General features: G+C 33.2%; 12 protein-coding genes. 9 read left to right on the forward strand and 3 right to left on the reverse strand.

The annotated features are described in order from the left end of the window. The 5 genes from AC9UFV_RS08370 to AC9UFV_RS08390 all read left to right on the forward strand — a co-directional run. A partial coding sequence (locus tag AC9UFV_RS08370) for an ExbD/TolR family protein (RefSeq protein ID WP_509574791.1) occupies nucleotides 1-494 on the forward strand: 494 nt, incomplete at its 5' end. Between the two features lie 39 nt (nucleotides 495-533). Beyond that, complete coding sequence (locus AC9UFV_RS08375; RefSeq protein WP_509574793.1) at nucleotides 534-1,319, forward strand: energy transducer TonB; 786 nt, start codon at nucleotides 534-536, stop codon at nucleotides 1,317-1,319. 233 nt (nucleotides 1,320-1,552) lie between these two features. Further along, nucleotides 1,553-2,482: a PstS family phosphate ABC transporter substrate-binding protein gene (locus AC9UFV_RS08380; protein WP_509574795.1), complete on the forward strand. Its 930-nt coding sequence runs from the start codon at nucleotides 1,553-1,555 to the stop codon at nucleotides 2,480-2,482. A gap of 11 nt (nucleotides 2,483-2,493) precedes the next feature. After that, nucleotides 2,494-4,176 carry a tetratricopeptide repeat protein gene (locus AC9UFV_RS08385; RefSeq protein WP_509574797.1) on the forward strand — a complete coding sequence of 561 codons (1,683 nt, stop codon included), beginning with the start codon at nucleotides 2,494-2,496 and terminating at the stop codon, nucleotides 4,174-4,176. Between the two features lie 269 nt (nucleotides 4,177-4,445). Then, nucleotides 4,446-5,078, forward strand: a complete 633-nt coding sequence (locus AC9UFV_RS08390; protein ID WP_509574799.1) for a 7-carboxy-7-deazaguanine synthase QueE — start codon at nucleotides 4,446-4,448, stop codon at nucleotides 5,076-5,078. Between the two features lie 4 nt (nucleotides 5,079-5,082). Here the strand turns inward: AC9UFV_RS08390 and AC9UFV_RS08395 are convergent, their stop codons facing one another. Beyond that, a complete protein-coding gene (locus AC9UFV_RS08395) occupies nucleotides 5,083-5,790 on the reverse strand; it encodes a class I SAM-dependent methyltransferase (RefSeq protein ID WP_509574801.1) in 708 nt (235 codons plus the stop codon). 74 nt (nucleotides 5,791-5,864) lie between these two features. Between AC9UFV_RS08395 and AC9UFV_RS08400 the strand changes: the two genes are divergently transcribed. From AC9UFV_RS08400 to AC9UFV_RS08410, 3 genes are all read left to right on the forward strand, one after another. Next, nucleotides 5,865-6,359 (forward strand): YkgJ family cysteine cluster protein, encoded by a 495-nt coding sequence (locus AC9UFV_RS08400; RefSeq protein ID WP_509574803.1) that lies wholly within the window; start codon nucleotides 5,865-5,867, stop codon nucleotides 6,357-6,359. 204 nt (nucleotides 6,360-6,563) lie between these two features. Continuing rightward, nucleotides 6,564-7,814, forward strand: coding sequence for a methionine adenosyltransferase (metK, locus tag AC9UFV_RS08405; protein ID WP_509574805.1), 1,251 nt, complete (start codon nucleotides 6,564-6,566; stop codon nucleotides 7,812-7,814). A 109-nt stretch (nucleotides 7,815-7,923) separates the two neighbouring features. After that, complete coding sequence (locus AC9UFV_RS08410) at nucleotides 7,924-9,696, forward strand: DUF4153 domain-containing protein (RefSeq protein WP_509574807.1); 1,773 nt, start codon at nucleotides 7,924-7,926, stop codon at nucleotides 9,694-9,696. Between the two features lie 55 nt (nucleotides 9,697-9,751). On the opposite strand, the gene AC9UFV_RS08415 is transcribed toward AC9UFV_RS08410, so the two are convergent. Next, on the reverse strand, nucleotides 9,752-11,077 hold the full coding sequence (locus tag AC9UFV_RS08415) for an exo-beta-N-acetylmuramidase NamZ family protein (RefSeq protein ID WP_509574809.1): 1,326 nt from the start codon (nucleotides 11,075-11,077) through the stop codon (nucleotides 9,752-9,754). Nucleotides 11,078-11,194: 117 nt separating this feature from the next. On the opposite strand from AC9UFV_RS08415, the gene AC9UFV_RS08420 reads away from it, so the two are divergent. Next, nucleotides 11,195-12,430: an ABC transporter permease gene (locus AC9UFV_RS08420; protein ID WP_509574811.1), complete on the forward strand. Its 1,236-nt coding sequence runs from the start codon at nucleotides 11,195-11,197 to the stop codon at nucleotides 12,428-12,430. On the opposite strand, the gene AC9UFV_RS08425 is transcribed toward AC9UFV_RS08420, so the two are convergent. Beyond that, nucleotides 12,427-12,570, reverse strand: coding sequence for a hypothetical protein (locus AC9UFV_RS08425; protein WP_509574813.1), 144 nt, complete (start codon nucleotides 12,568-12,570; stop codon nucleotides 12,427-12,429). The two genes, AC9UFV_RS08420 and AC9UFV_RS08425, sit on opposite strands and share 4 nt — an antisense overlap. Nucleotides 12,571-12,619 lie beyond the last annotated feature (49 nt).

A 12,619-nucleotide genomic window follows, 5' to 3' on the forward strand; every position in this document is an offset into this window, starting at 1 on the left:
AGCAAAATGCTAAGGTAGATTTAACTGCAATGGTGGATTTGGCTTTCTTATTGATCACATTTTTCATGCTTACCACAACGTTGTCAAAACCACAATCCATGAGTTTGGGGTTGCCAGATAAAGACGAGGATCCTACAAAAAATAAAGACGTTAAAGTTGATGAAAATCGTACGATGACTATTTTATTGGGTGATAACGACAAGTTAGTTCGTTACGTTGGTTTATTAGCAACACCTGTAGCTGGTGGAACACCGAAAGACTTCGTTTATGGTAAAGACGGTATCAGAAAAGAACTTATCGATAGAAAAAAGAAAGTACTTGAATATACTGGAAGTAAAGAAAAAGGAATAATTGTAATCATTAAGCCAAGTAAGAAATCAAATTACCGTAACTTAATCGATATATTAGATGAAATGGCAATTGTTGATGTACCAACTTATGCAATTGTTAATGATTTTACGCCTGAAGAAACAAAATTGTTAGAAGGAAAATAAGAGTAATCTTAGTACCCAATAACCTAATAATTAAGAAATATGAAATTAGATTTAATAAAAGACCAATGGCTTGAAATTGTTTTCGAAGGACGAAATAAAGTTTATGGTGCCTATGAATTAAGAAAAACAAATCAAAAAACTACTTTAAGAGCGCTTATAATAGGTTCGGTTTTGTTTGGTCTTGCTATTGCAATGCCCTTAATCATCAACATGATACCAGATTCTCAAGACGACACAAGCTTAGATACAAAAATTACTACGGTAAAATTACCACCTAAGGAAAAACCGAAAGAAAATATTCCACCGCCTCCACCACCACCTCCAAAAGTGGATCAGGTGAAGTTTGTGAAACCGGTAGTTGCTAAAGCGGAAGAGGTAGTAGAAGAACCACCAAAAATTGTTGAAATTAAAGACAAGAAAATTGGTGATGAAACTATTAAAGGAGATCCAGATGCTGAATTAACTGTTGAGCCTGTTGGAAATGGTCCTGCTGATGTGGTAGATGATAACAATATTTACAACACTGCGGGTATCGAAGTAAAACCTGATTTCCCTGGAGGTATGGCTAAGTTCTACAAGTATATAGGAAATAACTATAGAACACCAGAAGAAGAAGGATTGTCAGGAAAAGTATATGTAACGTTTGTTGTTGAAAAAGACGGATCGTTAACAGATATTAAAGTAATTAGAGACATCGGTTATGGAACAGGTAAAGAAGCAATTCGAGTTTTAAAATCTTGTCCAAAATGGAATCCTGGTGAACAAAATGGTAAGAAGGTGAGAGTACTTTATTCTCTTCCTATTACTATTCAATCTGCAGAATAATGTTGAATAATTCAACCGAGAATAAAGAGAAGAAATCGCTTAAAGAGCGGTTTTTTCTCGTTATAGGAATGGTCTTTTTCTTAGCCTATTTGGTTATGGGAGTGACAATCATCTTTTGGAAAAACTTTCCATACGATATGAAGCCTGGTTATAGAATTGCTTTCGGAGTAGTTCTAATAGTATATTCTTTTTTTCGGTTTTACCGAATTGTTAACGACAATAAAAACTAGGTTATGAAAAAGTTTCCCTTAATTCCATTTGTATTTTTCTTAGGTTTAATACTAGTGTTTTTTGCTTGTAATCAGAACAACAAGACTAGTAAAAGTGACGAGACCATTTTAAAAGGTTCAACATCTGTTCTTGTTGACGAAACCTTGCTTCCTATTGTAGCCTCTCAAGTGGAAGTTTTTGAAAGCTTGTATGAAGCAAAAATTAAAATTAATGCCAAATCAGAGGCAGAAACCGTTTTGGCACTTTCAAAAGACACCTCAAAAATTGCTATTCTTTCCAGAAAATTAAATCCCGAGGAAGAAAAAGTATTTGCAAGTAAAAAAATAACTCCTAGAACAACCGTATTTGCCACCGATGCAATCGCTTTTATTTCTAACCAAAGAAATAAAGACACTTTAATTTCGTTACAAGAAGTAGTGAACTTTTTGAAAGGATTGCCAAATACAAAAATTAAAGGATTGGTTTTTGACAACCCCAATTCAAGTACCGTTCGTTACATGAAAGAACTTGCGGGAATTAAGGAATTGCCTTCAAAAGATATCTTTTCATTTAAAACAAATGACGAAGTTATTCAGTTTGTTTTTGAAAACGAAGGGATGATAGGAGTAGTAGGAGTGAATTGGTTGATGGAACCATCCTTAAAAATGAGACCTATTGTTGATAAAATTAATATTCTAAATGTAAAAGGAATTGGAAAAACAGATTACTTTGCACCCACACAAAATAACCTTGCGGAAAAGAAGTATCCTTTGGCACGTGATTTGTATATTATCAATTGTCAGGGTTACTCTGGTTTAGGAATGGGATTTGCCTCTTTTATAGCTGGTGAAGTGGGTCAAAGAATTACACTTAAATCGGGATTATTGCCTGTAAAAATGCCTGGTAGAAATATCAAAATTAGAAAACAAATAGAGAAAGAGAATAAACAATAAATTACAACACAATGAACACATTTAAAATTTTTAGTATTGCTTTATTGACATCAGTAACACTAAGCTATGCTCAAGATTTAGATCAGGCAAAGAAAACAATTGATGCTGAACAATTTGAAAAAGCCAAAGGAATTCTAAAGTCAATTCTAAAAACGACTCCAGATAACGGAAAAGCTGCTTTTCTATTAGGAAATATTTATCTTAATCAGAATATTAGCGACTCCGCAAAAATATATTTTAACAAAGGTCTAGTTGCCAAAATGGATTCTAAATTCAACTACATTGGTTTAGGCCAAATGGATTTAGACGATAAAAATCTGGCTGCAGCCGAAGCTAATTTTGCCCTAGCAACAAAAGACATCAGAAAAAAAGAATCAGAGCAATACGTTTATATAGCGAAAGCCTATATGAACTCAAAAACTCCAGATTATAACAAAGCTATAGAAATTTTAAACAAAGCTAAAACTGCCAATCCAAATGATACTTTTGCTTTATTGGCTTTTGGAGATGCTTACTACGGACTTAAAAATCAAAATGATTCTTACAAATCCTATCGTGATGCCTTTGATGCTGATCCAACTTTAATCAGAGCGAAAATGCAATTGGGGGTTTTATTAAAAGGAGCAAGAGCTTTTTCTGAAGCTGTAAAAGCATACGATAATGTAATTGCAACCAATCCTGATTACGGACCAGTTTATAGAGAATTAGCAGAAACCTATTATTTCTGGGCAAAAGACGAGCCTAAAACTTATAAAGATAACATTACAAAAGCCTTGTCTTTCTATGAAAAATACATGAGTTTAACGGACTATTCGCTAACTTCTCGTATGCGTCACGCCGACTTTTTAATCTTGGCAAAAGACTATAAAGCATTAGAAGCCGAAGCCAACGCAATGAAAGAATTGGATAAAGTAAACCCAAGAATCTTCCGTTATTTAGGTTATTCTGCCTACGAAAATGGAAATGTAGATGCTGCAATTTCAGCTTTAGAAAACTTTATTGCAACGCCAACAAATAAAATTATCGCTAGAGATTACCTTTATTTAGGTTTGGCAAAAATGAAAAAAGCCAATAATATTGAAACGAAAGTTGTCGATGCTGTTGTTTTTGATGCTGGAGTAACGCAATTGAAAAAAGCCGTTGAAATGGAAATTTCTATGACCAACGATTTAAGCGAAATTGGTAAAAAGTTTTACGATCAGAAATTATTTAAAGAAGCTTCAATTATCTATGAAATTGCTGTAACTAATGTAGATTCTAAAAGTTATACACAGGATAATTATTATTTTGGTTATACATTGTATTTAAATAATACCAAAAAAGATGTAGTTAAACCAAATCCTATAGATTTGCAAAAAGCAGATGTTGCCTTTGGAAATGTTATTAATGCATCGCCTACAACACAAGATGCTTATATTTACAGAGCAAGAACAAATAGTTTACTTGAAAATAACGACATGACTATAAAATATTTTCAAGGGTATATAGATGTTGTAACCGAAAAGGGGCCAGAAGAATTAGCAAAACCTAATGTTAAAACTAAATTAATTGAAGCCTATAATACTATTGCCACTATTTATGCTTTATCTAAAGATTATTTAAAAGCAAAAGAAAATTTCTCAAAAACATTAACAATAGATTCTACAAATGATTACGCATTAAAATCATTAGAAGAATTAAAAAAGAGTAATTAAACTAAATATAAAACCGATAGTTAAGCTATCGGTTTTTTTTTGGAGCAAAACTATCTTTTGTCTCAGACAATTCCTCCCGTGATCCGCTATATCTGTTGCGGCAAACCCCGCCACAACAGGATGCCGCTCCTCCCGGGGCTAATTATTAAATCAGCAATCTCTATTTTCTTTTTCTGTCTATTCTCTTTCTACTTTCTAAAATCTAAAATCAGCAACCTCAAATCCTAAATCTATTTTTCACTACCTTTGCAATCTATTTATAATAAACAATGTTAAATCAAGAAACTCACTTAGCTGTCGATAAAGGATTAATGCTTCCCCTAATGGAAGAATTTTATACTATTCAAGGCGAAGGCTACCACACCGGAACGGCTGCTTATTTTATTAGAATTGGAGGTTGTGATGTAGGTTGCCACTGGTGCGATGTAAAAGAAAGTTGGAATGCCGAATTACATCCGCCAACTAATACTGATTTAATTGTTGAAAATGCCGCTAAATATTCTGAGACCATTGTCGTAACAGGAGGAGAACCTTTAATGTGGGATATGTCCGTTTTAACTCAAAAATTAAAAGACAAAAGCCTAAAAACTCACATCGAAACTTCAGGCGCTTATCCTTTATCAGGAACTTGGGATTGGATTTGTCTTTCTCCAAAGAAAAATAAATTACCAACTCAAACCGTTTACGATAATGCCAACGAGTTGAAAGTGATTATCCATAACAAACACGACTTTATATTTGCCGAAGAGCAGGCCGAAAAAGTAAACCCAAATGCTATTCTTTTTCTGCAACCAGAATGGAGTAAAAAAGAAGAAATGACGCCGCTTATTGTTGATTATGTGATGAACAACCCAAAATGGCGTGTATCTTTACAAACCCATAAGTACTTGAATATTCCTTAATTTATTAGTAAGTCAGCCTCGCCAAATAATCAAAGTGCTCGCCTTCCAAAACTAATTCGCATTTTAATCCATTGGCTACAGCCGCATTTTCTAAAGTAGTATAATCCATATACAACCATGGGAAAGGGGCCTCTTTTTCTCCTTTGTAGGAGATAATAAATTCTAATTCTCCATAATAAGTATCGCCAGAAATCCATTTTCCGCCGTCTTCATCTTCGTCAAACATGTAAATAATATCGGAAGAATCTATCAAAATTTGTCCGTTTTCTGACAATAACGATTTTAGTTTTTGAAGGTATTTCGAAACATTTTCTATTTTTCCAAATATTCCCGTTCCGTTCATTAGTAATAGAATAGTATCAAACTTTTCATCGGATTTGTATTCTAAAATATCAGTTCTACTAACATCTGAAATTCCCCTCAACTGACAAGCTTCAACAGCATTATTGGAAATATCGATGGCCGCAACTTCTAATTTCTTTTCGTTTTGTAAATACAAACTATGACTTCCTGCTCCACAACCCACATCCAAAACCTTCCCATTAGACAGTAATAGCGCTTGTTGTTCTAATTTTGGCATCCCATAAAAATCCCGAAATAAATAAGCAACCGACATTTCATCTTCATCAGAAATCGTGGTTTCCGTAATTAAATCCTCAGGCGAATTATTGGTCTGAAAATCGAGAATGGCTTTTCCAAAAAGGTCTTTCATAGTAGTTGATTCGGTAATTTGGTTAATTGTTGATTTGTTTTGAGTAATTTTGCGTACCAACTTAAACTATAAACTTGAAACACATTTTAAATAATCTTCCTAAAGAAGCCAAAGATAAGCATATCGAAAACAAAAAGTATTTCGATAAGCTAAAAAAGAAGGCACCCAAGAATATCGACTACATTATGCAAGATTTGCACGACGCCGAATTCAAAAAAACCGATTGCTTGAAATGTGCCAATTGCTGTAAAACCACGGGACCATTATTTACTTCTGCCGATATTGAAAGGATTTCCAAGTTTATGCGTCAAAAACCACAGCAATTTATAGATCAATATTTGAGAATTGATGAAGATAACGATTATGTTTTGCAAAGTGTTCCCTGTACTTTCTTAGACCATGAAAATGAGTGTATGATTTATGAAGTTCGTCCAAAAGCATGTCGAGAATTTCCTCACACCGATAGAAAAAAATTCCAACAAATTTCTGATTTAACTTTAAAAAATGTAGCTATTTGTCCTGCGGTATTTAATATTGTTGAAGAAATGAAAAAGAAGATGCCCTTATAAGTCATTTCAATAAAAATTCTTTTATAATAATTTCCCAACTTTAATTTGCAATTCAATTCTCTTTCCTATATTTGCAGTCTAAAATTAGAGGAAAAATTTGAACTGATTGCAACCTCGTTAAAAAAATGCTAAAGCAGAAATCTTCTCCTTTAACATTCCTGCAATCTTATTTTTCTTCGCTTAATTATAAACAAATTATTTTATATGGCTTATTTATTTACGTCAGAATCTGTGAGTGAAGGACATCCTGATAAAGTTGCAGATCAAATTTCAGATGCATTAATTGATAACTTTTTGGCATTTGACCCTGAGTCAAAAGTGGCTTGCGAAACTCTAGTAACTACAGGACAAGTAATCCTAGCTGGTGAAGTAAAATCGGAAACGTATCTTGACGTTCAGCAAATTGCTCGTGAAGTAATCAGAAAAATTGGTTATACCAAAAGCGAATACATGTTTGAGGCCAATTCTTGCGGAGTACTTTCTGCAATTCACGAACAATCTGGAGATATCAATCAAGGTGTAGATCGTGCTACAAAAGAGGAGCAAGGGGCCGGAGATCAAGGTATGATGTTTGGTTATGCAACTAATGAAACCGAAAATTTCATGCCATTGGCACTTGATTTATCTCATAAATTATTACAAGAATTAGCTGTTTTGCGTCGTGAGAATAATGAAATTAATTATTTACGTCCAGATGCTAAATCGCAAGTTACATTAGAATATGATGATGACAATAAACCGGTTCGTATTGATGCTATTGTAATTTCTACACAACACGATGATTTTGATGAAGAAGGAAAAATGTTGGAGAAAATCAAATCGGATTTGGTTGGAATATTAATTCCAAGAATCATTAAAAACAACCCAAAATACGCTCACTTATTCAATGATAAAATTACTTACCATATCAATCCAACTGGGAAATTCGTAATTGGAGGTCCTCACGGAGATACTGGTTTAACAGGTAGAAAAATCATTGTTGATACTTATGGTGGAAAAGGTGCCCACGGTGGAGGTGCGTTTTCAGGAAAAGATCCAAGTAAGGTGGATAGAAGTGCGGCTTATGCAACACGACACATTGCAAAAAATTTAGTTGCTGCTGGAGTAGCTGAAGAAATTTTAGTTCAAGTTTCATATGCAATTGGAGTGGCGAAACCAATGGGAATTTTCATTGAAACTTATGGAACTTCAAAAGTAAATTTAACCAACGGAGAAATAGCGAAAAAGGTAGAAGAAATTTTTGACATGCGTCCTTACTTTATCGAGCAACGTCTAAAATTAAGAAACCCTATATATAGCGAAACTGCTGCTTACGGTCACATGGGAAGAACGCCAGAAACAGTTACAAAAACTTTCAAAGCGCCAGGAGGAATCGAAAAAACAGTTACCGTGGAATTATTTACTTGGGAAAAATTAGATTATGTAGATAAGGTAAAAGCTGCTTTTGGCTTGTAATACATTAATTTTTATATAGTTAAACCTCCGTTTATTTACATATAATTAACGGGGGTTTTTATTTGCTTCCTAATTCACTTTTACGTTACTTAGTAAAAAATTTATAGCTATGGCAAAGTTTCCTTCCTTACAAAGTGTATTAAATTCAACGGCAAATACAATAAACCGTTTTCCTCTTGAAACCCTTGCTGCCTTTGTAGGGACAATTTATTCTTTAATAATTATTGATAATATTAGCGATTCTAAAAATTCACCATTTTATGGCAAAATTGTTATTTGTAGTTCCCTTTGTTTGGTTTTATTTCTATCTTTAAGCTTGTACTTTGAGTCAAAAAAATCAAAAATAGCTATTCGATTTGTAACAAGTTTATTTCTTGGCGGCTTGATAGCGGCTTTCGTTTTCAATTTATCTGAAAAAATTACTTTTATTGAAGGGCTACAATTATTTGTACTTAGTATTGCGTTACACTTGCTCGTTTCCTTCGCTGGATTTATCCCTAAAGTTTACGATCAAGAAGAATTTTGGGAATTCAATAAGCAACTTTTTATCCGAATTATTACCGCAGCAATATATAGTTCGGTACTTTATTTGGGATTGTCATTGGCGATATTAGCAATCACAAAATTGTTTAATGTAGAATTTTACGATGAAATTTATGCTGATTTATTCGTAATCATTTCTGGTGTATTCAATACTATTTTCTTTCTTGCTGGTGTTCCAAAAACCAATAATGCCGATACTCCATTGAAATTAAGTTACCCTAAAGGCCTTAAAAACTTCACACAATTCGTATTAATGCCTTTAATTAGTTTGTATTTGGTTATTCTACTTTGCTATGAAACTAAAATCCTAATTTCACTTTCATTACCAGTTGGATGGGTTTCCTATTTAGTATTGATTTTTGCCATCTTCGGAATCTTATCATTTTTATTAATTCATCCCATTGCAAAAGAAACAGGCAATTTATGGATGCGAACTTTTAGCAAATGGTTTTATTTTCTTCTAGTGCCACTTTTAGGACTTTTATTTTGGGCAATTTTATACCGTGTTAATTTATATGGTTTTACTCACGAAAGATATTATGTGATTTTATTGTCCATTTGGTTAACCGTAGTTGTAGTTTATTTTATAATCAATAAACAACCAAAAATTAAATTCATCCCAATAAGTATGTGTTTATTCGGATTGCTATCAATTGCAGGACCTCAAAGCGCCGATTCTATTTCAAAAAACAGTCAGCTATCAAGATTTGAAGAATATATGAAAGTAATGGGAACTAAAAAACTAACTTTTAATCAAGAAAAAGATCTAAGTAGTATTGTTGATTTCTTAGAAGAAAATTATGGGGTTAATATCCTAACTCCATACACAGACAACAAGTTGACTGCGCTTTTGAAAAAAGACAAATCACCTAATTCTTCTCAAATAATGGAAGCCTTCGGACTCGAATACCGTTCAGATTATGAAAAAAATATAAATGAAAATGCAAATTATAATTATTCGCAACCCTATAATAGTAACGAAATTACAATCATAAAAGGATACGATTTTTCTTTTGGATTGTCAAATTACAATTCTATTGATGATAAAGAAACAGTAAAAATTGAAAACAAAACATATGCTTTAAAATCTGTAGATAAAGATTATGGGTTTGATTTATCGATAAATAATGAGGTTATCCCAATTAAGATTTATGATTTTATCAAATCAAACTCAGACTTTGAAAATAATGACAATTCAGATCCATCAATAATTCAGGACATTCATTCCAATAATTACGATTTAAGAATTATTTACACTAGTGTTTCTGGCTCTAAAAAAGGATCAGAAAAAGAAATAGATAATTATGAAATTAATATATTAGTGAAAATAAAAAACTAATCAATTTCAAATAGATCAATAAAAAACCTGATTTCAATAAGTCAGGTTTTTTTATTTAATAAATCAAATAAGGCTTTCGCATTTTTTTAAAATCATGCAAACCACTTTTCCATGTTGCTCGAATTTCATCTTCAGTTAATCCTTCCTCAATTTGAGCTTGCAATTTTTTATTTCCAGCCAATTTTGTGAAAAACGCATTGAAAAACTTGGTTTTGTCTTCCGTTTCATTATAGGCTTTCAGCAACCATTTCAATTCCAATTTGTCAATTTTCGGAATACTAGTTAAATCTTCACCATAACACTCAACCCCATTGTAAACGGGATCTTTCGCGCCAAAATTCGGAATAGGAGTAAAGCTAAAATCGCCTTTCGGCAAATACGGTGAACCATAAATTTGAAATTGTTTTTCAGTTCCTCGACCTACGCTTACATTGGTGCCTTCGAAAAGACACAAACTCGGATATAAATTTATCGCTTGGTCATTTGGTAAATTAGGTGATGGTTTTTCTAATAAACTGTATTTCATTTCCCGATTGTATCCAGCGCAAGTGATAATTTTTAAATCGCAACGAAGACCGTCTTTCAGCCAATTTTCACCATTTATCATCTGTGCATATTCTCCAATTGTCATTCCGTGTAACAATGGAATAGTGTGCATTCCCACAAAACTCGAATATTCTTTTTCTAAAATTGGCCCATCAACAATTGATATATTAGGATTTGGTCTATCTAAAACAAGCAACGGAATGTTATTCTCAGCACAAGATTCCATTATATAATGTAGCGTAGAAATATAGGTGTAAAAACGAGCGCCAACATCTTGTAAATCAAAAACCAATACATCAATTCCTTCTAATTGTTCCGTTTTTGGTTTTCTATTTTCTCCATAAAGTGATAAAATCGGAATCCCTGTTTTTACATCTTTTCCATCAACAACGTGTTCCCCAGCATCTGCAGTCCCACGGAAACCATGTTCTGGAGCGTATATTTTTTGAATATTTATTTTATTCTTTAACAAATAATCTACCAAATGAATTCGCTTAGTTTCAAATCCTTCAGCATGGCTAATGCTACCCGTATCCGGATGCATAAATATAGAATCGTATAAAACAACTCCAGTTTGATTGGTAATTACACCTACTCTTTTATTTTCTAATAATGAAAAATAAGATTTGTAATTATCGGCACCACTACTAAAACGAGTCGATTTTTTACTATTTATTACTACGGTTTTATTAGTAGAAGTAGAATTTCTAATGCCTTTTTGTGTGGGCTTACAAGAATAAATCAATAGCGATAAAGCAGCAATAATCAAATAATGTAGTTTTTTTGCCCTTGTAATTCCGTTGTGTTTTTGCCGTGAAGTTATAATTTGAATCATGCTTGTTCCCTCGAAAAATAATTAATTAACCTAATAATACTTGAAAATAAATTCTAAAAACGTAATTTTGACTCGAGCGAAGTAGTTCAACTTTGCATTTTTAAACCATAATCACTATTGAATTTAGAATATTTCATAGCAAAAAGGCTCATTACTGCTCGAGACCATAAAAGTAGTATTTCTGCGCCAATTATAAAAATTGCAATAGCAGCAATTGCAATTGGAATGATAATGATGATTATTTCTGTTGCAACGGGAATTGGTTTACAACAAAAAATCCGTCAAAAAGTAGCTGCATTCAACGGTCATATAATTATAACAAATTACGATGAAAATCAATCTCAGCTTAGCTTAACACCCATTTCTACTCATCAAGATTTTTATCCTAAATTTAAAAATGTAGAGGGAATAAACCATGTTCAAGCTGTAGCAACTAAGTCTGGAATAATTAGAACCGAAACCGCTTTCGAAGGAATTATTTTCAAAGGAGTAGGAAAAGAATACCGGTGGAACAACCTTCAAGAATACCTTATAGTTGGAAAATTACCCAATTTAAACGATAAACTAAATGATGAGGTTCTGATTTCTGAATTTTTAGCCAACCGATTAAATCTAAAAGTAGGCGATAAATTCAACACCTTCTTTATGAAAGAAGATAGCAATCAAAAACCAAATCTTCGCGTTTTCAAAATCACAGGAATCTTCAATTCAGGTTTCCAAGAATTCGATTCTACCTATATTATCGGTGACATCCGCCACATTCAACGCATCAATAAATGGGAATCAGACCAAGTAGGTTCCTTCGAAGTTTTCGTCGACGATTTCAATGCTATTCAAGAAAAAGGGCAAGAAGTTTACGAAAAAACAGGCTCCACACTCGACACCCAAACCATCGTCGAAAAATATTATTACATCTTCGAATGGCTAAAATTATTCGATTTCAACATCATCGTAATCCTTATTATCATGATTGCAGTCGCCACAATCAATATGGTGGTCGCGCTTTTAGTCCTCATTTTAGAACGCACCCAAATGATTGGAATCCTAAAATCTATGGGAGCAAATAATTGGACGGTCCGCAAAATCTTCCTTTACAACGCCTTTTATCTCATCTCAAAAGGACTCTTTTGGGGCAACCTAATAGGCGTGGGAATGCTACTAATCCAGCAAAATTTCGGAATAATAAAACTAAATCCCGAGAATTATTATGTAAATGAAGCCCCAGTTTTCATCGATTTTGGGACTATTTTCCTACTAAACATCGGTACAATCCTAATATGCTTACTTATATTATTAATCCCGTCGTACATTATCACCAAAATCTCCCCAATCAAAGCAATCCGTTTCGATTAGTTTTTGAAGCCACCTCCGGCTTTCCCCTCCAAGCCCTTGTTTAAAAAACGAGTTTTTCTAGTGTAAAAAGGAGCTTCCTTTGGTCGCTCTTTTTCCTCTGCAAAACTAGGTTTTTTTAATCTTCGGGGCTTTCGTTGCACTCCGGGCTAGGGCATTTAGTATCCCTACACCATCCACTTAGCTTTGTGC

It is taken from the genome of Flavobacterium sp. (genome assembly GCF_044349645.1).
GTDB lineage: Bacteria > Bacteroidota > Bacteroidia > Flavobacteriales > Flavobacteriaceae > Flavobacterium.